This window comes from Pseudomonas sp. FP1154 (assembly GCF_030687245.1).
Lineage (GTDB): Bacteria > Pseudomonadota > Gammaproteobacteria > Pseudomonadales > Pseudomonadaceae > Aquipseudomonas > Aquipseudomonas rhizophila.
Genome location: NZ_CP117465.1, coordinates 1,851,819 through 1,869,919, shown reverse-complemented (window position 1 = coordinate 1,869,919; position 18,101 = coordinate 1,851,819). Strand labels below are relative to the sequence as shown.

Below are 18,101 nucleotides of genomic sequence, written 5' to 3'. Positions count from 1 at the left end.
CCTGAAAAGACACCCAGCTTCAGGCAAAAAAAATACCCGAACCAGTCGGGGATTTTTTATGTTCGATCAATCAGCCCGAGAGCGGATCAATCTTCGCGATAGCGACGCAGTTTAAGCTGCTTGCCGGCGACACGAGTGTCCTTCAGTTTGGTCAGCAACTTCTCCAGACCATCTTCCGGCAGCTCTACCAGGCTGAAGCTGTCACGTACCTGGATGCGACCGATGGCCTCACGAGCCAGACCGCCTTCGTTGAGGATGGCGCCCAGCAGGTTCTTGGCCGCGATGCCGTCACGGGCACCCAGCGCAGTACGGCAGCGCGCACGGCCTTCGGCCAGCGGGATCGGCGCACGACGCTCGCGATCACCACGGTCCGGACGATCACCGCTACGCTCTGGACGATCGCCACGCGGTGCGTTGTTCGGCACCAGTGGACGTTCTTTCTCGATCGCAGCGAGGGTCAGCGCCTGGCCATTGGTGGCCTTGCGCAGCAGAGCAGCGGCCAGGGCACGTGGGGTGCAACCGATGTCGGCGGTCAGGCGATCGAGCAGATCACCGTGGGTCGATTCGGCGTCAGCCACCAGTGGCGACAGGCTGTTGGTGAGCTTCTTGATGCGGGCATCGAGAACTGCCTGGGCGTCCGGCAGGCGAACCTCGGCGACCTTCTGACCGGTTACACGCTCGATCACTTGCAGCATGCGGCGCTCACGCGGGGTGACCAGCAGCAGTGCACGACCTTCGCGACCGGCACGGCCAGTACGGCCGATACGGTGAACGTAGGATTCCGGATCGTACGGCATGTCCACGTTGAACACGTGGGTGATGCGCGGAACGTCCAGGCCACGGGCGGCAACGTCAGTGGCCACAACGATGTCCAGACGGCCATCCTTGAGGGAGTCGATCACACGCTCACGCTGGTTCTGGGCAATGTCACCGTTCAGCGCAGCGGCTTTGTAGCCTTTGGCTTCCAGGGCGCTGGCCAGGTCCAGGGTCGCTTGCTTGGTACGTACGAACATGATCAGGGCGTCGAAATCCTCGACTTCCAGCAGGCTCAGTACGGCCGAGGTCTTCTGGTCGGCGTGAACCAACAGGTGAGCCTGTTCGATCGCGGTGACGGTCTGGGTCTTGGTCTGGATCTTTACGTGTTGCGGATCGCGCAGGTGGCGCTCGGCAATGGCGCGGATCGACTGCGGCAGAGTGGCCGAGAACAATACAGTCTGACGGGTCGCTGGCAGGGCCTTGAAGATGACTTCCAGGTCATCCATGAAACCCAGCTTGAGCATTTCGTCGGCTTCATCGAGAACCAGGTGGTTCACGGTGGCCAGGACTTTTTCGTCACGACGCAGGTGGTCGCACAGACGGCCCGGAGTGGCGACAACAATCTGCGCGCCGTTACGGATGGCTTTGAGTTGCGGGCCCATTGGAGCGCCGCCGTAAACAGCCACAACGGTTACACCAGGCATTTGCTTGGAGTAGGTTTCAAAAGCGGTTGCTACTTGCAGCGCCAACTCACGAGTTGGCGCCAGGATCAGGGCTTGCGGTTCGCGCTTAGCAGGATCGATGCGATGCAGGATCGGCAGGGCGAACGCGGCGGTTTTACCCGTACCGGTTTGCGCCTGACCAATCATGTCGTGACCGGCCATGATGATCGGGATCGATTGCTGCTGAATAGCCGAAGGTTCTTCGTAACCGGTCGCAATGACGGCTGCAAGAATGTTCGGATTAAGATTAAAAGCGACGAAGCCGCCGGTTTCCTGGGTCATGGGTCTGCCTCTAAGTGCATCCGCAAAGACCCATGCTCCAAAGCTGCGCATGCCGTGTTGAGACTCAAGAGTCGCCCTGGCTGCTTTGTCGGCGGGGATTTGCGAAAACGAATGAATGAAAAAGAACGTCGTGGAAGCATCCGTTGTGCGGACATGCAACCGAAGCTGGCTTCGGGGAATTGCGCTACCTTGACGCGGCCCGGCTAAAGGCCGGCGCGCACTATACCGGAAATCGCCCGAAAAGGGAGATTTTTTATTGCCAAACCCGGTTATGGGACTGGCTGTCATGGGCGTCGGGACAGCCGGCTTAAACGATTTACCTTCCGACAGCTTGCCTATCAAGTCGCCGGACGAATGGCCTTGATCAACGACTGCAACGAATAACCCAGCCGCGGCGCCAGCCCTTCGGCCCGGGCGACCAGTCCTTGCATGTCCAGTTCCTGGTCCAGATCCGCCGGCACGATCAGGATGACATTGCCTTCTTTAACCGGCAGCTCCCAGTAATGCCGGTGGTACAAGCCGCGCAGCAGCGCCGCGCCCAATGGCTTGCCGTCGTCGGTGGCCCATTGGTTGATCACCAGCCAGCCGCCGGGGTTGAGGCGTTTCTGGCAGTTCTCCAGAAAACCCCAGGCCAGGTGCCCGACGCCAGGGCCGACGTCGGTATAGAGGTCGACAAAGATCAAATCCGCAGGCTCGGCGGTTTCAAGCAGCTCCAGGGCATCGCCGACGCGGATGTACAGCCGCGGATCGTCGTCCAGCCCCAGGTATTGGATGGCCAGGCGCGGCACATCGGGGCGCAGTTCGATGGCTTCGACATCTTCCAGCGGCAGAAACTTGAGGCAAGCCTGGGTCAGCGTCCCGGCGCCCAGCCCAAGAAACAGCGCGCTTTCCGGCTGCTCGTGGCACAACGCGCCAATCAACATGGCGCGGGTGTAATCATATTCGAGCCAGCTCGGGTCGGCCGTGAACACGCAGCTCTGTTCGATGGCATCGCCAAATTCCAGAAAACGGTAGTCCGCCACTTCGAGAACCCGGATAACACCGAACTCGTCATGCACTTCGGCGAGCAAATGCTCGACGCGCTCCTCTGTCATTTCATCTCCTGTGGCTGCGCTGACCCTGAACATAACCGGGGCAAAAGCGCGATTGTCCGCGAAGCGACGCAAACAGGTCACGCACTAATTTGCTGATAACATGGCAACCCGAGCGTAAACCACCTAGAGATCATGATGAGCCAACCCTGGAGCCCTGACAGCTGGCGCGCCCTGCCGATCCAGCAGCAACCCCAATACCCCGACGCGGCGCATTTGCTGCAGGTCGAGCAGACCCTGGCCAGTTATCCGCCGCTGGTGTTTGCCGGTGAAGCCCGGGAGTTGCGCCGTCAGTTCGCCGAAGTCACCCAAGGCCGGGCCTTCCTGCTGCAGGGCGGCGACTGCGCCGAGAGCTTTGCCGAGTTCTCGGCGGCGAAGATCCGCGACACCTTCAAGGTGTTGCTGCAAATGGCCATCGTCATGACCTTCGCCGCCGGTTGCCCGGTGGTCAAGGTCGGTCGTATGGCCGGACAGTTCGCCAAACCGCGCTCGGCCAACGATGAGACGATTGGCGGGGTAACCCTGCCGGCCTATCGCGGCGACATCGTCAACGGCATCGGCTTCGACGAAAAAAGCCGCGTACCGGACCCGGAGCGGCTGCTGCAGTCCTACCATCAGTCCACCGCCACCTTGAACCTGCTAAGGGCCTTCGCCCAGGGCGGATTCGCCGATCTGCATCAGGTGCACAAGTGGAACCTGGACTTCATCGCCAACTCGGCCCTGGCTGAGAAGTACAGCCACCTGGCCGACCGTATCGACGAAACCCTGGCCTTCATGCGCGCCTGCGGCATGGACAGCTCGCCGCAATTGCGCGAAACCAGCTTCTTCACCGCCCACGAAGCGCTGCTGCTCAATTACGAAGAAGCTTTCGTGCGCCGCGACAGCCTGACCAACGACTACTACGACTGCTCGGCCCACATGCTGTGGATCGGTGACCGCACCCGTCAGTTGGACGGTGCCCATGTCGAATTCCTGCGCGGGGTGAACAACCCGATCGGCGTCAAGGTCGGCCCGAGCATGAACCCCGACGACTTGATCCGTCTGATCGACGTGCTCAATCCGGACAATGATCCGGGGCGGCTTAACCTGATCGCGCGAATGGGCGCGAACAAGGTCGGCGATCACCTGCCGCAGCTATTGCGCGCCGTGCAACGAGAAGGCAAGCAGGTGCTGTGGAGTTCGGACCCGATGCACGGCAACACCATCAAGGCCAGCAGCGGTTACAAGACCCGGGACTTCGCGCAAATCCTCGGGGAAGTGAAACAGTTCTTCCAGGTTCACGAAGCCGAGGGCACCTATGCCGGGGGCATCCACATCGAAATGACCGGGCAGAACGTCACCGAGTGCATTGGCGGCGCGCGGCCGATCACCGAGGACGGGCTGTCGGACCGTTACCACACTCATTGCGATCCGCGGATGAATGCCGATCAGTCGCTGGAACTGGCGTTTTTGATTGCCGAGACGTTGAAGCAGGTGAGGCGGTGAGTCAGTAAGTCATTCGCCGTTTGTTGGATTGCTATCGCGAGCAGGCTCGCTCCCACATTGACCGCGGCGTTCACAAATCCTGTGTTCACCAAAGGTCAACTGTGGGAGCGAGCCTGCTCGCGATGAGGCCAATTCAGTCAGCCCCCACCTCAGCCAACGCCCCCGCCAGCCGAACCCCACCCGCCCGAGCGCAATTGAGCTGGACCCGCGCCAACCCCAGCCAGTCGGCCAAGCGTCGCAGGTTCACCGCCAAAGCCTGCATCCCTTCCTCGTCCAGCCCCGGCGCCTCCTCGTGCACGGCATGCACCGCCAATCGACCCAAAGCCCGCTCCGCCCGCAGATCCACCCGCGCGGCGATACGTTCGTTGTGCAGGAATGGCAGCACGTAGTAGCCATACACCCGCTTGTGAGCCGGGGTATAAATCTCCAGCCGATAACGGAAATCGAACAGCCGCTCGGTACGGCTACGCTCCCAGATCAATGAATCGAAGGGCGACAACAACGCACTGGCCGCCACCTTACGGGGAATCTTCGCGGTGGGTCGGCACCAGGCCGGTTGCTTCCAGCCTTGCACCTGGCAGCGCACCAGTTCACCGGCCTCCTCCAGTTCGGCCAGTCGTCCACGGCTATCGGCCGGATCGAGTCGAAAATAGTCGCGCAAATCTTTCTCGGTGCCCACACCCAAGGCTTGGGCGGCATGCAGCAGCAAGGCGCGCTGAGCCTGGGGCTCGTCCGGCAGCGGTTGTTGCAGGACCGAGGACGGAAACACGCGTTCCGGCAAGTCGTAAAGCCGCTCGAAGCCCGCCGCCCCGCCACCGTCACTTCACCCGCCGCGAACAGCCATTCCAGCGCATGCTTCTCGGCGCTCCAGTCCCACCAGGGGCCGGCCTTTTCCTGGCGCGTGGACAAGCTGCCCGCACCCACGGCGCCTTGCTCGCGGACCGAAGCCAGTACGCGACGAATGACATCCTGACGCTCCTGACCGAACTGCGCCAACTGTCGATAAATGCCCTCACCGCGGGACGCACGCTCCATGCGCCAGCGCATCAGCGGATACATCGCCAGCGGCAGCAATGAGGCTTCATGACCCCAGTATTCGAACAGCGTACGACGTCGGCCCTGGCTCCAGGCTGCCTGGTCGAGCAAATCAGGGGTGTAGTGACCGAGACGGGAAAACAGCGGAAGGTAGTGCGAACGCACCAATGCATTGACTGAATCAATCTGCAGGACGCCGAGGCGTTCAATCAGGCGGTTAAGGCGCGCCGGTTGCACCGAAGCTGACGTCGGCCGCCCGTCGAATCCTTGGGCGGCCAGCGCCAGACGCCGGGCCTGTTTGAGGGTAAAGGACAGAGTCGCGGGCATGAAGATCTCCTTGTCTGCTCGCAACCTACCTCACCATTAAGCGGTTTGTGTAGGGAAGGATGGCTCATTTGTGCATCGGGTCATCCCAGAATGGCCGAACCACTTCCTTTTCGACGTCGGCACGGCTGACGCCGATGTCCTTGAGCGCCTCATCGCTCATTCCGGCAAGCAGTTCACGTTCGTGGTGCAATTCGTACCAGCGGCTAAACTTGTGCAGCAGAGCGCTGATGGAAAAGCCATGGGATGAGAGTTTTTCTATCAGTAGATAACCTTTTTGACCTTTCATCGTGATGTCCTCCGTTGGGGATGGCTCAAGTCTCACGCTAACGCTAAGATCAATCCAACGAATGTTTCTTATGCAATACATCTCGGAGATTGATCAATTGTCGAGTTACCCGAGCATCGATACGGAAGTGCTGCGTACCTTTGTCGCCATCGCTGACCAGGGCGGTTTCACCCGTGCCGGTGAGTTGGTCAATCGCACCCAGTCCGCCGTCAGCATGCAGATGAAGCGACTGGAAGAAGATGTATTGCAGCGGCGGCTGTTCGAGCGTGACGGGCGCCAGGTCAAGCTGACCGCCGAAGGCCAGGTGTTGCTCGGCTACGCCCGGCGGATCCTCAAGCTGCACAGCGAAGTGTTCAACACCCTGCGTGAGCCACACATGGTCGGCACGGTGCGCATCGGCACCCCGGACGATTATGTGATGCGTTTTTTGCCGGGGATCCTGCAGCGCTTCGCCCAGTTCTATCCCTTGATCGAAATTGAAGTGCACTGCGAGTCGTCCAAGCAGTTGCTGCTGCGCCAGGATCTGGACCTGTCCATCGTCACCCGCAAACCGGGGGACGAAATCGGCCAGTTATTGCGCAAGGAGCGCTTTGTCTGGGCCGAAGCGGCATGCTTCAACGTCCACGAACAAACACCGTTGCCGCTGGCGATGTTCAACAGTGATTGCTTCTGCCGGCAATGGGCCTGCAATGCACTGGATGCCATGGGCCGCGATTATCGCGTGGCGTACAACAGCTCGAGCCTGTCGGCGCTCATGGCAGTGGTTGGCGCGGGCCTGGCGATCACCGCGCAACTGGAAAGCCTGCTGACCCCGGACATGCGCGTGCTGGGCGAGGCGGAAAACCTGCCGCAGTTGCCCGAAGCGAGCATCATGCTGATCCGCAACCTGCATAATCCGTCGCCGATCACCGAGTGCCTGGCCGAGCACATCGTCGAAGGTTTCAAACTTTAAAGGCGAGCAAGATCGCGCACAGCACCAGGAAACCGCAGAACAGCCCGCGCAGCAGCCGCTCCGGCATGGCGTGGGCGACTTTTACCCCCCAACTGATACTGAGCAAGCCACCAGCGGCCAGCGGCAGGCCGATCCACCAGTCCACTTGGTGATGCACCGCATACGTGGCGAGGGTCACACCAGTACTGGGCAAGGCCAACGAGAGAGACAACCCCTGGGCGACCACCTGACTGGTACCGAACAGGCTGGTCAGGAACGGCGTCGCGACGACCGCCCCGCCGACACCGAACAATCCGCCCATGGTCCCCGACGCCGCCCCCAACACGGCGAGCCACGGCCAGCCATAACGCATCTGCGCCGAAGCCGGGGGGCTGGCGGCAAACATGCGAATCAGGTTGTAGGCCGCCAGCACGATCAGGAAGGCCACGAAGCCGATTCGCATGCTTTGCGCGTCGATACCCACCGCCCAGATCGAGCCAAGCCAGGCAAAGCAAAAACCCATGGAGGCCAGTGGCAGTACATGACGCATTTCAATGCGATTGCGCTGGTGGTAGCGCCACAAAGCGAGCATCACGTTTGGCACGACCATCACCAGGGCCGTGCCCTGGGCGATCTGCTGATCGAGGCCGAACAACAGGCCCAGCACCGGAATGGCGATCAACCCGCCACCAATCCCGAACAATCCCCCCAAAGTGCCCAATGCGGCACCGAACGCCAGATACATCACACCTTCGATCACAGCCGATTCCCCCTTGATCAGGGCGCTTATCCTACGCAGTCGGCGCTCGCGGGGGAACGCAACTTCCGATCAGAACGTCAGAATTATCTGGCGCATTAAAGGTTCGCCCGCTAGATTCGTAGCGATCATTGATTGAAGGTTCTGCCATGAGCACCCAACGCGACACCCCCGACCCCTGCGAAGCCCTGTTGCTCGACAACCAGGTGTGCTTCGCCCTGCACTCCACGTCGCTGCTGATGACCAAAGTCTACAAGCCGCTGCTGCAAGCCCTGGGCCTGACTTATCCGCAGTACCTGGCGATGATGGTGCTGTGGGAAAAGGACGGCCTGACTGTCGGGGAAATCAGCAACCGCCTGCTCACCGATCCGGGTTCACTGACCCCGTTGCTCAAGCGCCTGGAGGCCGAGGGCTTGCTGAGCCGCACCCGCAGTCGTGAGGATGAACGCGTGGTCATCGTCGAGCTCACCGAACAGGGACGCGCCCTGCAGGAAAAGGCCCTCAACATTCCCCAGTGCATTCTCGGCGCCAGTGGCCAGACCCTGGAGCAATTGAAGAAGCTGCAGCATGACCTGCAAGAGCTGCGCGGGAATTTGCAAGACAGCCTCTGAAACGCAGCCTGTCCAGCAGCACCGTCAACTGCCCCAACGCTATCGCGAGCAGGCTCGCTCCCACAACGATCTGTGTTGAACACAAAAAGTGCGTCCACCAAAGATCAAAATGTGGGAGCGAGCCTGCTCGCGATGGCACCAGTCCGATCACCTCCTGACCCCCTTCGCCCCTCCCTGAAAAAAAATTTTCAGCTGATGAAACCGCTCTAACTCAAGGGATCTACGCCGTTTGAGCGAGCGAAATTCAATTCCCCTTAAAAATTTATCTTGCGCGCAAAATATTAGCGCTATACATTTGCCTCACACCTACTTAGCGCACAAATATTTAGCGCTGCAACAGCAACCAAAACCGAGGCTCTCACCATGCAAACGCTCTACACCGCAATCGCAACTTCCACCGGTGGCCGTGATGGTCGTGCAATCTCCAGCGACAACATCCTGGACGTCAAACTCGCCACCCCCAAAGAACTCGGCGGTGCAGGCGGCGCGGCAACCAACCCGGAACAACTGTTCGCTGCCGGCTACTCGGCCTGCTTTATCGGTGCCCTGAAATTCGTCGCAAGCCAAAGCAAGCGCAAGATTGCGGATGACGCCTCGATCACCGCCCATGTCGGTATCGGCCAGATTCCCGGTGGTTTCGGCCTCGACATCGACCTGCACATCAGCTTGCCCGGTCTGGACCTGGCCGATGCACAGAGCCTGGTGGACGCAGCTCACCAAGTCTGCCCGTACTCCAACGCCACTCGTGGCAACGTCGATGTGCGCCTGCACGTCACCGTTTAACCAACGCCTTCCAGCCTGCACTTAAGGAGATGCACATGAACACCTTCAGCAAAGCCTTGACCGGCACCCTTCTGGCACTGAGCGTCGGCAGCGCGTTCGCCGACGGCATCGTGGAACACAACACCCAGGCGTTTCTCGACGCGCTGAATGCCGGCACCGGCAAGCCATTGGAGCAACTGTCGCCCAAGGACGCCCGCGCGGTACTGGTCGGCGCCCAGGCCGGGGTGAAACTGAGCTTGCCCAAGGCCGACGTCAGCGAGAAAACTATTGAGGTCGATGGCCAGCCGATCAGCCTGACCATCGTCCGGCCGGCCGGCGTCAAGGGTGAACTGCCGGTGTTCATGTTCTTCCACGGCGGTGGTTGGGTATTGGGGGATTTCCCAACCCACGAACGGCTGGTTCGGGATCTGGTGGCCGGATCAGGTGCCGTCGCAGTGTTCGTCAACTACACGCCTTCGCCGGAAGCGCATTACCCGGTAGCGATCAATCAGGCCTACGCCGCGACGAAATGGGTGGCCGAGCATGGCAAGCAAATCAATGTCGACGGCAAGCGCCTGGCCGTGGTGGGCAACAGCGTCGGCGGCAACATGGCAGCGGTCGTGGCGTTGATGGCCAAGGACAAAGGTACCCCGGCGATCAAATTCCAGGCCTTGTTGTGGCCGGTGACCGATGCCAGTTTCGAGACGGCGTCCTACAACCAATTCGCCGAGGGACACTTCCTCAGTAAAAACATGATGAAGTGGTTCTGGGACAACTACACCACCGATGCCGGGCAACGCAGCGAGATCTATGCCTCCCCGTTACGCGCCAGCACCGCGCAACTCAAGGGCCTGCCGCCCGCGCTGGTACAGACCGCCGAGGCCGACGTGTTGCGCGATGAGGGTGAAGCCTACGCCCGTAAACTGGACGCGGCTGGCGTGCCGGTCACGGCGGTGCGCTACAACGGCATGATTCACGATTATGGTTTGCTCAATGTGGTGAGCCAGGTGCCAGCGGTGCGTTCGGCGATGTTGCAGGTATCCCAAGAACTGAAACAACATCTGAAGTGACTTGTGGCGCAACCCTGTGGGAGCAAGGCTTGCCCGCGATGAACACAGCGCGGAACCGAGGCGCCTGGATCGCGAGCAAGCCTTGCTCCCACAGGGCAGGATTAAATCCCCTCGCCACCGTCTCCATCCTGCCCTCTGTCTGAACATGATCCGCAGGCATGAAAAAGCCCGACTCAATGGTCGGGCTTTTTCATACACAAGACTTCGCTTATTTAGCGCGGCCTTTGTAGGAACCGCCTTCGCGGGTATCGATCTCGATCATGTCGCCGATTTCGATGAAGTCAGCAACCGACAGCTCGGTACCGTTCTTCAGTTTGGCAGGCTTCATTACCTTGCCGGAAGTGTCACCGCGAGCGGAACCTTCGGTGTAGTCAACCTGACGCACGATGGTGGTCGGCAGTTCTACGGAGACCAGACGCTCTTCGAAGAACACGGCTTCGCAGACGTCGGTCATGCCTTCTTCGATGAACGGCAGAACGCTTTCGATGTCTTCGGCGTTCAGCTCGTACATGGTGTAGTCAGTGGTGTCCATGAACGTGTAGGTGTCGCCGCTGATGAAGGACAGGGTCGCTTCTTTGCGGTCGAGGATCACGTCGTCCAGTTTGTCATCGGCGCTGTAGACGATCTCGGTTTTGTAACCGGTCAGCAGGTTCTTCAGCTTGGTCTTCATGATCGCGCTGTTACGACCCGACTTGGTGAACTCAGCTTTCTGAACCAGCCAAGGATCGTTTTCGAGACGGATCACGGTCCCGGGTTTCAGTTCTTTACCAGTTTTCATTGCGAATATCCGAATTTGGATGGGATTTACAAAAATCTAGGCCGCGTATCATATCCAATTTACATAAAACTTCACCAGCGCTGCGGCAAGATCGGGTCGTGAGGCCTGTTCCAGACACCATGCCTGGGCATGATCAAGCAGTTCCTGCTGCTGTTGATCGACCATTTTCCAGTGTTCGGCCATGTCCTGGCCAGCATTCCAGGATCGCCAGAGACCGCTGATCGCTTTTTCAGCCGGCTCCGAAAGGCCGTGGGTGTACAGCCGGAGAAATGCCTCGAGTTTTTCCAGATGAACGTCTTCTTCCTGCTGGTAGATATGCCAGAGCAGCGGCCGACCCGCCCATTGGGCGCGCACGAAGGAGTCTTCACCCCGCACGGCGTTGAAATCGCAGCACCATAGCAGTTGATCGTACTGATCCTGGCGGACGAACGGCAGCACCTGCACCGTCAGGGCACCACGTTGTTGTACCGCACCGGCCTTCAGGCCATCGATGCCGAGCCAACGCTGGACATCGCCGAGCACCCGACCTTCGGGGATCAATACATGAGAGGCCTGGGTATCGGTTGCCATGGCATCGAACCAACTGGCAAGCCCGGCGTTTTCGTAGGCAAACAGCGAGATCAGACGCGAGCCCGGCGTCCGATGGACGCCCAACGCCTCCAGGAAAATCCGTTGCGCCTGGGCATCCTGCTGAAACTGCCGACGCCGCTCCAGCAGGCCGGCTTCACGCAGCAGCCCGCCCGTGCCCTCGCGGAAGCCCGGAAAAAAGAAATATTTCTGCACGTGCTTGTATTTGACCGAGGGTAATCCGTGGCACCCGATCACCCAATCTTCCGCACTCAGGTAATCGAGGTTCATCCACAACGGCGTGGTCTGCCGCTCGGCCATCGCATCCATGTAGGCGCTCGGCAACTGGCAGGCAAACGCGGCGATGACTACATCGGCGGCGTCGGTGGACTGCCAGACCTCAGGCCAATGGCAGACTTGCACACCCTGCTGCCATTGCTCGGACAGCGTGATGTCGATTTGCGGACACAGTCGTTCAAAGGCCCGCAGGTCATCGACCCATAACCGCACCGCACATTGATGCTCGGCCACCAATTGCCGAGCCAGGCGCCAAGTGACGCCGATGTCGCCAAAGTTATCGACGACGGTGCAAAAAATATCCCAGCGCACGGTCATTCCCGACTCCCTGTGGCAAAGGCCTGATTGTCCCGCATTAAACCGATGATGCAGAAGAGCCGACGGCGATTAATCTTCATGCGACAATCGCCGCCTATCACGTGTTCATTGCCAGGAAGCAGCCATGTCCGATCACCCGCCAGCGCCACGCCTTACAGCCCTGCAATTGACCGTCAGCATTGCCCTGGGCCTGTGGCTGGGGTTTCTCGCCATCGTATTGACCGGTTGGCTGCTGTCCAGATTCCTGTTCAACGAACAACTGGCGCCAGTGGCCGCGGCCGTGCAGCAACTGGGGCAACCGCCAGCGATGCAACCGGCCCCGGAACCGCCAACCCCCATGTTCGAGCAGTACCAGCAAAATCTGCAACGAAACGAACAACGACAGGCCCTGGATCAAGCCCGCAGCGATCCTCGCAACCTGTCCAACCCCAAGTGTCAGTTCTGGTTGCAACAGGACCAGAACGCGCCCAGTGAAAAGAGCCGGGCCAACGTTTTGCAGTTTTGCGATTGATCATGAACAAACAGATCGTCCACCAACTGATTCTCGACAAACTCAGGATTGACCTGGGTATCGCCGAGCGCGCCGCGCAAACGGCCTACGAAACCGCGACCCACGAGGAAAACATCGCCGAGAACAAATACGACACCCTGGGTCTTGAAGCGTCTTACCTCGCTGCCGGGCAAGCCAGGCGTGTCGAAGAAATCCGCCAGGCCCTCGCCCTCTGCCAGAACCTGATACTCAGGCCCTACGACGAACAGCGCGGCATTCAGATTGGCACCCTGATCGGGCTGGCGGATGAGGATGATCGTCAGCAATGGTTGTTTCTGGGACCGGATGCCGCGGGGTTGAAAGTGTCGCTGGTGGGCCAGCCGATCACCGTCATCACCCCTCGCTCGCCGCTGGGACGAAGCCTGCTGGGCAAGTTCGAAGGGGATGAAGTAGAGATCGTCGTCGCAGGCGCCCGGCAACAGTTCGCTGTCACCGAGGCGATCTAGCACTCACTGTTCAGTGCACCGGTAATTCCACACCGTCGAACAGCTCTTCGAGTTCCTGCTTGTTGTGGCACTGGATGGCCTTGGCCATGACTTCCCGGGTCAGGTGTGGGGCGAACTTTTCGATGAAGTCGCACATGAAACCACGCAGGAAGGTGCCACGCCGGAAACCGATCTTGGTCACGCTGGACTCGAACAACTCGCTGGCATCCAGCACCACCAGATCGCCGTCCAGCTTGGTATCGACGGCCATTTTCGCCACGATGCCCACGCCCAGGCCAAGGCGGACATAGGTCTTGATGACGTCGGCGTCGGCGGCGGTGAACACCACTTTCGGGGTCAGGCCGCGATGGCTGAAGGCTTCGTCGAGTTTCGAACGGCCGGTAAAACCGAATACGTAAGTCACGATGGGGTATTCGGCCAAGGCTTCAAGCGTCAACTTTGGCAGCTTGGTCAGCGGATGGCCCTGAGGCACAACCACGCAGCGGTTCCAGCGGTAGCACGGCATCATCACCAGATCGCCGAACAGTTCCAGAGCCTCGGTGGCGATGGCGAAATCCACGGTACCGTCCGCCGCCATTTCGGCGATCTGCATCGGCGAGCCCTGGTGCATATGCAAGGCCACGTCCGGGTATTGCTTGATGAAGTTGCTGATCACCGGAGGCAGTGCATAACGGGCCTGGGTGTGGGTGGTGGCAATCGACAGCGTGCCTTTTTTCTCGTTGGAAAATTCCTGGGCAATCTGCTTGATGCTTTCGACCTTACGCAGGATCTCCCCGGCCGTGGTGATGATGCGCTCACCGGCCGGGGTCACGCGGGTCAGGTGCTTGCCGCTGCGGGCGAAAACTTCGACACCCAGCTCATCCTCCAACAGGCGGATCTGCTTGCTGATGCCGGGTTGCGACGTGTAGAGGCTTTGGGCAGTAGCGGAAACGTTGAGGTCGTGGTGCGCCACTTCCCAGATGTAGCGCAGTTGTTGAAGCTTCATATGTATCCCTCAAAGCAGTTGGACGCCACGGGCATCAGCGACGGTATATAACTATATGAATGGTTGCATCAATTAATCTAGAACTTTTTATAAAAAAGCCACTACTTTGCCTCAAGCCTCCCCTTGACGTCGCCGCTGCACCAACGGCACCAGGTAGACCGGTACCCGGGATAACTGCAATACCCGCGCAGCGGTCCTGCCTAGCGGCGTTTCACCGCTCGCCCCTTGGCAGTGACTGCCTACGATCAGCAAATCCACAGAGAGTTTCGCAGCCTGATCGAGAATGACCTGGGATGGATCGCCCTGGAAAACCCGCACCGACTTGATCAGCTTCAAGTCCTGCTGCCCCTCACCCAACTCTTCACGAAAGCTGTCGAGCACCCGCTGCTCAATGTTGGCCATCACCGTATTCAGACCCTGGCGATGAAATTCGTTCAGCGCTTGCTCATCGAGATAACTTTGCAACACCGACTCCGCGAACAGCCCCATCGGCTCTACCGCATGCACCACATACAACTCGGCTTCGAACGTCCGTGCCAACGCCAAGGCATGCTGCATCACATAAGGGGCGTAAAGTCCCAGGTCTGTGGCGTACAGCATCGAACGAATCATGTGACCTCCTCGCGTGCCAGAATGGCGGAGATGGATTCAGCTTAGCAGCGCCTTGAGGAGTACGACGTCCAGCGTAACGCCCTAAACAACGGGCAGTCAGAGCTTCACTTCATTGCTGATGCCGTGAGGCACATGCCCCGTGGCGACCACCTCGCGAGCCAGTTCGCAGTGGCCGGTCTGGTCGTCGAAAAAGACGTCGGCGGCGAAGGCTTCGAGAAATGCCGATTTGGTCAGGCCACCGAGAAACAGCGACTCATCCAGACGAATGTCCCATTCGCGCAACGTCCGGATGACGCGCTCGTGGGCCGGTGCCGAACGGGCAGTGACCAGCGCCGTGCGAATCGGGCAGGCGTCTTCGGGGAACTCGCGTTGCAGTGCATTGAGTGCCGCCAGAAACCCCTTGAACGGCCCGCCTCGCAGCGGCTCACGAGCCGCTTGCCGTTCGCTGGCCTGGAATGCAGCTAGGCCGCCGCTCTGATAGACACGCTCGGATTCGTCGGAAAACAGCACCGCATCGCCGTCGAAAGCGATACGCAGTTCCTCGCTGGCGGCGCGGCTGGCGCCACCCGACAGAATGGTCGCAGCGGCGAATCCGGCGTCCAGGGCACTGCGCACATCTTCAGCGTGGGTGGACAGAAACAGATCACAGCCGAACGCCTTCAGATAGGGGTAAGGACTGCGGCCGCCGACGAACGCCGCGCGGGAAATCGCCAGCCCGTAATGATGAATCGAGTTGAACACCCGCAGGCCGGTGTCGGCGCTGTTGCGCGAAACCAGAACTACCTCGACTCGCGCACGCCCCAGATGCTCGTTGAGATTCAGCAGCTTTTGTACGAGAGCGAAGGCGTCGCCGGGTTCGAGGACTTCGTCCTCATGCTCAATCTGATATTGCCGGTAAGCCTCGACGCCGCCCGACAGATACACCTTATGGCTGTCACTCAGATCGAACAGCGCCCGCGAGGAAATCGCCAGCACCAGTTTGTCGTCGATGTTGTTTGCCATGTCGCTCCCCCTTTCGCCTGATCAGCGGTTTCGTCGGTCCATAAATGCCAACGCCTGATACAAGGCTTCGATTTTCGGCAGCTCACAACCGGCTTTTTTCGCCGCCGCCAATGGTCGGCTGTAAATAGCCTCCAGCTCCAGCGCGCGCTGGTGGGAATAATCGTGATACATACTCGGCCAGTAGTCGGGCATCTTTTCGGTCATCGCAAACAGATACTCGGCGTAACCCGGCGCAATCTGGTGACCGCAAGCCTGAGCACCCCGCACCACCTCCCCCATCAGGGCCTGGATCAAGCCTCGGCTGTCACTGTCGGCCATCAACGGCGTGGTACTGGCACCCAACAGAACCGAAAGACCGTTGTAGGGCACGTTCCACACCAGTTTCTGCCAGCGCGCCTGCCGCAGGTCGGGCATGGCCTGGGAATCCAGGCCGGCGGCACGGAACAGCCCGGCCCCCTGCTCGACAATCGCCATGCGTTGCGCCTGATCGTGGCAAGGACCGCTGTGGTAACCGAGGTTGACTGCACCGAGGGCCTGGTGGGCAATGACGCCAGGACCGACCCGATGCACACAGATCAGGCACAGGCCGCCCAGCAGATGCAGCGAATCGGGCAGCAACGGTCGGAGGTCGTCCTCAACATCCAGGCCATTTTGCAGCAACAGGACTTTTGCACCCTGAGCGGCAGCTTGAATGATGGCCGGGGCCAGGTCGGCATTGCTGGTGGTCTTGGCACCGACCAGTAGCCAGTCGCAGGGCGGCATGTCCGCCGCCGAACGATACGCCTGGACCGGGTTGAGCGTCAGGGCGCCGTGAACCGCGCTGTCGACTCGCAAGCCGCCCTCGGCCACCGCCCCAAATTCGCTGCGCAGTAAAAAATGCACGTCAAAACCGGCGCGAGCCAGCATCACGCCATAGAACCCACCGATCGCACCGGTGCCGATCATCCCGATCCGCGGTTTAACGCCTGCCTGCATCATTGCCACTCCTCAGCTAACAGTCCCTGCGCATCATTACATAGGTGCGGGCCAACGTGGCGAGACAGCCGGGTTCCGCCGGGCCGGTTCACGTTCGGGCGCAGCAGGTCCTTTTGTGAAGGCTGCGCCGTCAAGCGCGAGCAAGCTCCCCCGCCGCAATTAACCCGTCCCTGCCCATTGTCGAGCAACCTCGTAACGCGCTAAGGTTCCGCTCCCCGACGCGCTTAAATCCGCTGTGCACCGCCGCGCGGGGATCGCTGGCGGCCGGCACCCGTGACCTGACGAGTAACACGATGGCTGATTTACCGATCAATGACCTTAACGTCGCCTCCAACGAGACCCTCATCACGCCTGACCAGCTCAAGCGCGATATCCCCCTGAGCGACGCTGCACTGCGCACCGTGACCAAGGGCCGGGAAGTCATTCGCAACATTCTCGACGGCACCGACCATCGCCTGTTCGTGGTCATCGGGCCCTGCTCGATCCATGACATCAAGGCCGCCCACGAATATGCCGAGCGCCTGAAAGTGCTGGCGGCGGAAGTTTCCGACACCCTGTACCTGGTAATGCGGGTGTATTTCGAAAAGCCGCGCACCACCGTCGGCTGGAAAGGCCTGATCAACGACCCGTACCTGGACGACTCCTTCAAGATCCAGGATGGCCTGCACATCGGTCGCCAATTGCTGCTGGATCTGGCCGAAATGGGCCTGCCCACCGCCACCGAAGCCTTGGACCCGATCTCCCCGCAATACTTGCAGGACCTGATCAGTTGGTCGGCCATCGGTGCGCGGACCACCGAATCCCAGACTCACCGTGAAATGGCCTCCGGCTTGTCCTCGGCCGTGGGTTTCAAGAATGGCACCGACGGCGGCCTCACCGTGGCGATCAACGCCTTGCAGTCGGTTTCCAGCCCTCACCGCTTCCTGGGCATCAACCAGGAGGGTGGCGTCTCGATCGTCACCACCAAGGGCAACGCTTATGGTCACGTGGTGCTGCGCGGTGGCAACGGCAAACCGAACTACGATTCGGTCAGCGTCGCGCTGTGTGAGCAGGCACTGAACAAGGCCAAGATCAAGCCGAACATCATGGTCGACTGCAGCCACGCCAACTCCAACAAGGATCCGGCGCTGCAACCGCTGGTGATGGAGAACGTGGCCAACCAGATTCTGGAAGGCAACCAGTCGATCATCGGCCTGATGGTCGAAAGCCATTTGAATTGGGGCTGCCAGGCGATCCCCAAGGATCTGGCGGACTTGCAGTACGGTGTGTCCATCACCGATGCCTGCATCGACTGGAGCGCAACCGAGAACACCCTGCGCAGCATGGCCAAGCTCAAGGACGTGTTGCCTAAACGTCAGCGTGGCTAAAAGGATCGCAGCCTCGTGGCACTCGACGGCGCCTAGGCCGGCTATGTGTAGGCGAAGGCTGCGACCTTTGCTCTTTTCAAGGCTAAAAA

18 protein-coding genes and 1 pseudogene are annotated in these 18,101 nt (G+C 60.1%); 8 read left to right on the top strand and 11 right to left on the bottom strand.

The window, feature by feature from the left end; translation table 11 throughout:
* Window positions 1–86 precede the first annotated feature (86 nt).
* Together PSH91_RS08575 and PSH91_RS08570 are read right to left on the bottom strand one after the other, a co-directional pair.
* Entirely contained in the window at window positions 87–1,760 is a 1,674-nt protein-coding gene (locus tag PSH91_RS08575) for a DEAD/DEAH box helicase (RefSeq protein ID WP_047226368.1), read from the bottom strand.
* Between the two features lie 338 nt (window positions 1,761–2,098).
* Window positions 2,099–2,854: a spermidine synthase gene (locus PSH91_RS08570; RefSeq protein ID WP_047226367.1), complete on the bottom strand. Its 756-nt coding sequence runs from the start codon at window positions 2,852–2,854 to the stop codon at window positions 2,099–2,101.
* A 135-nt stretch (window positions 2,855–2,989) separates the two neighbouring features.
* Between PSH91_RS08570 and PSH91_RS08565 the strand changes: the two genes are divergently transcribed.
* The gene (locus PSH91_RS08565) at window positions 2,990–4,336 is read left to right on the top strand and encodes a class II 3-deoxy-7-phosphoheptulonate synthase (RefSeq protein ID WP_047226366.1); all 1,347 of its coding nucleotides are present in this window, start codon (window positions 2,990–2,992) and stop codon (window positions 4,334–4,336) included.
* Between the two features lie 133 nt (window positions 4,337–4,469).
* Here PSH91_RS08565 and PSH91_RS08560 read toward each other — a convergent pair.
* Together PSH91_RS08560 and PSH91_RS08555 are read right to left on the bottom strand one after the other, a co-directional pair.
* Window positions 4,470–5,698: pseudogene (locus PSH91_RS08560) on the bottom strand (winged helix-turn-helix domain-containing protein).
* A gap of 64 nt (window positions 5,699–5,762) precedes the next feature.
* Window positions 5,763–5,984, bottom strand: a complete 222-nt coding sequence (locus PSH91_RS08555) for a DUF1127 domain-containing protein (protein ID WP_047226364.1) — start codon at window positions 5,982–5,984, stop codon at window positions 5,763–5,765.
* A gap of 97 nt (window positions 5,985–6,081) precedes the next feature.
* Between PSH91_RS08555 and PSH91_RS08550 the strand changes: the two genes are divergently transcribed.
* Complete coding sequence (locus PSH91_RS08550; protein ID WP_171061402.1) at window positions 6,082–6,936, top strand: LysR substrate-binding domain-containing protein; 855 nt, start codon at window positions 6,082–6,084, stop codon at window positions 6,934–6,936.
* On the opposite strand, the gene PSH91_RS08545 is transcribed toward PSH91_RS08550, so the two are convergent.
* Window positions 6,926–7,660, bottom strand: a complete 735-nt coding sequence (locus PSH91_RS08545; RefSeq protein ID WP_047226362.1) for a sulfite exporter TauE/SafE family protein — start codon at window positions 7,658–7,660, stop codon at window positions 6,926–6,928. The genes PSH91_RS08550 and PSH91_RS08545 overlap by 11 nt on opposite strands.
* A gap of 161 nt (window positions 7,661–7,821) precedes the next feature.
* Here PSH91_RS08545 and PSH91_RS08540 point away from each other — a divergent pair, with 161 nt between their 5' ends.
* From PSH91_RS08540 to PSH91_RS08530, 3 genes are all read left to right on the top strand, one after another.
* Entirely contained in the window at window positions 7,822–8,283 is a 462-nt protein-coding gene (locus PSH91_RS08540; RefSeq protein WP_047226361.1) for a MarR family winged helix-turn-helix transcriptional regulator, read from the top strand.
* Window positions 8,284–8,646: 363 nt separating this feature from the next.
* The gene (locus PSH91_RS08535) at window positions 8,647–9,066 is read left to right on the top strand and encodes an organic hydroperoxide resistance protein (protein WP_047226360.1); all 420 of its coding nucleotides are present in this window, start codon (window positions 8,647–8,649) and stop codon (window positions 9,064–9,066) included.
* 35 nt (window positions 9,067–9,101) lie between these two features.
* Window positions 9,102–10,115 (top strand): alpha/beta hydrolase, encoded by a 1,014-nt coding sequence (locus PSH91_RS08530; RefSeq protein ID WP_076385714.1) that lies wholly within the window; start codon window positions 9,102–9,104, stop codon window positions 10,113–10,115.
* 208 nt (window positions 10,116–10,323) lie between these two features.
* Here PSH91_RS08530 and PSH91_RS08525 read toward each other — a convergent pair whose 3' ends face one another.
* Entirely contained in the window at window positions 10,324–10,893 is a 570-nt protein-coding gene (locus PSH91_RS08525) for an elongation factor P (RefSeq protein ID WP_003199385.1), read from the bottom strand.
* 48 nt (window positions 10,894–10,941) lie between these two features.
* Window positions 10,942–12,075: an elongation factor P maturation arginine rhamnosyltransferase EarP gene (gene earP, locus PSH91_RS08520; protein WP_305467867.1), complete on the bottom strand. Its 1,134-nt coding sequence runs from the start codon at window positions 12,073–12,075 to the stop codon at window positions 10,942–10,944.
* A 124-nt stretch (window positions 12,076–12,199) separates the two neighbouring features.
* Here earP and PSH91_RS08515 point away from each other — a divergent pair, with 124 nt between their 5' ends.
* Both PSH91_RS08515 and PSH91_RS08510 read left to right on the top strand, forming a co-directional pair.
* Window positions 12,200–12,586 (top strand): hypothetical protein, encoded by a 387-nt coding sequence (locus PSH91_RS08515; protein WP_281459420.1) that lies wholly within the window; start codon window positions 12,200–12,202, stop codon window positions 12,584–12,586.
* Window positions 12,587–12,588: 2 nt separating this feature from the next.
* Window positions 12,589–13,071 carry a GreA/GreB family elongation factor gene (locus PSH91_RS08510; RefSeq protein ID WP_047226356.1) on the top strand — a complete coding sequence of 161 codons (483 nt, stop codon included), beginning with the start codon at window positions 12,589–12,591 and terminating at the stop codon, window positions 13,069–13,071.
* Between the two features lie 10 nt (window positions 13,072–13,081).
* Here PSH91_RS08510 and cysB read toward each other — a convergent pair whose 3' ends face one another.
* From cysB to PSH91_RS08490, 4 genes are all read right to left on the bottom strand, one after another.
* Window positions 13,082–14,056 (bottom strand): HTH-type transcriptional regulator CysB, encoded by a 975-nt coding sequence (cysB, locus tag PSH91_RS08505; RefSeq protein WP_018603112.1) that lies wholly within the window; start codon window positions 14,054–14,056, stop codon window positions 13,082–13,084.
* Window positions 14,057–14,167: 111 nt separating this feature from the next.
* Entirely contained in the window at window positions 14,168–14,668 is a 501-nt protein-coding gene (locus PSH91_RS08500; RefSeq protein WP_047226355.1) for a universal stress protein, read from the bottom strand.
* 96 nt (window positions 14,669–14,764) lie between these two features.
* Window positions 14,765–15,670 (bottom strand): 5'-nucleotidase, encoded by a 906-nt coding sequence (locus PSH91_RS08495; protein ID WP_047226354.1) that lies wholly within the window; start codon window positions 15,668–15,670, stop codon window positions 14,765–14,767.
* A gap of 21 nt (window positions 15,671–15,691) precedes the next feature.
* A complete protein-coding gene (locus PSH91_RS08490; protein ID WP_047226421.1) occupies window positions 15,692–16,645 on the bottom strand; it encodes a putative 2-dehydropantoate 2-reductase in 954 nt (317 codons plus the stop codon).
* 293 nt (window positions 16,646–16,938) lie between these two features.
* On the opposite strand from PSH91_RS08490, the gene PSH91_RS08485 reads away from it, so the two are divergent.
* On the top strand, window positions 16,939–18,012 hold the full coding sequence (locus tag PSH91_RS08485; RefSeq protein WP_305467864.1) for a 3-deoxy-7-phosphoheptulonate synthase: 1,074 nt from the start codon (window positions 16,939–16,941) through the stop codon (window positions 18,010–18,012).
* The last annotated feature ends 89 nt before the right edge of the window (window positions 18,013–18,101 follow it).

Coding starts and splice junctions, on each gene's coding strand:
- PSH91_RS08515 (WP_281459420.1), top strand. CDS start 12,200: ATGTCCGATCACCCGCCAGCGCCACGCCTTACAGCCCTGCAATTGACC.
- PSH91_RS08555 (WP_047226364.1), bottom strand. CDS start 5,984: ATGAAAGGTCAAAAAGGTTATCTACTGATAGAAAAACTCTCATCCCAT.
- PSH91_RS08540 (WP_047226361.1), top strand. CDS start 7,822: ATGAGCACCCAACGCGACACCCCCGACCCCTGCGAAGCCCTGTTGCTC.
- PSH91_RS08485 (WP_305467864.1), top strand. CDS start 16,939: ATGGCTGATTTACCGATCAATGACCTTAACGTCGCCTCCAACGAGACC.
- PSH91_RS08530 (WP_076385714.1), top strand. CDS start 9,102: ATGAACACCTTCAGCAAAGCCTTGACCGGCACCCTTCTGGCACTGAGC.
- PSH91_RS08545 (WP_047226362.1), bottom strand. CDS start 7,660: ATGTATCTGGCGTTCGGTGCCGCATTGGGCACTTTGGGGGGATTGTTC.
- PSH91_RS08490 (WP_047226421.1), bottom strand. CDS start 16,645: ATGCAGGCAGGCGTTAAACCGCGGATCGGGATGATCGGCACCGGTGCG.
- PSH91_RS08510 (WP_047226356.1), top strand. CDS start 12,589: ATGAACAAACAGATCGTCCACCAACTGATTCTCGACAAACTCAGGATT.
- earP (WP_305467867.1), bottom strand. CDS start 12,075: ATGACCGTGCGCTGGGATATTTTTTGCACCGTCGTCGATAACTTTGGC.
- PSH91_RS08565 (WP_047226366.1), top strand. CDS start 2,990: ATGAGCCAACCCTGGAGCCCTGACAGCTGGCGCGCCCTGCCGATCCAG.
- PSH91_RS08500 (WP_047226355.1), bottom strand. CDS start 14,668: ATGATTCGTTCGATGCTGTACGCCACAGACCTGGGACTTTACGCCCCT.
- PSH91_RS08575 (WP_047226368.1), bottom strand. CDS start 1,760: ATGACCCAGGAAACCGGCGGCTTCGTCGCTTTTAATCTTAATCCGAAC.
- PSH91_RS08495 (WP_047226354.1), bottom strand. CDS start 15,670: ATGGCAAACAACATCGACGACAAACTGGTGCTGGCGATTTCCTCGCGG.
- cysB (WP_018603112.1), bottom strand. CDS start 14,056: ATGAAGCTTCAACAACTGCGCTACATCTGGGAAGTGGCGCACCACGAC.
- PSH91_RS08570 (WP_047226367.1), bottom strand. CDS start 2,854: ATGACAGAGGAGCGCGTCGAGCATTTGCTCGCCGAAGTGCATGACGAG.
- PSH91_RS08525 (WP_003199385.1), bottom strand. CDS start 10,893: ATGAAAACTGGTAAAGAACTGAAACCCGGGACCGTGATCCGTCTCGAA.
- PSH91_RS08535 (WP_047226360.1), top strand. CDS start 8,647: ATGCAAACGCTCTACACCGCAATCGCAACTTCCACCGGTGGCCGTGAT.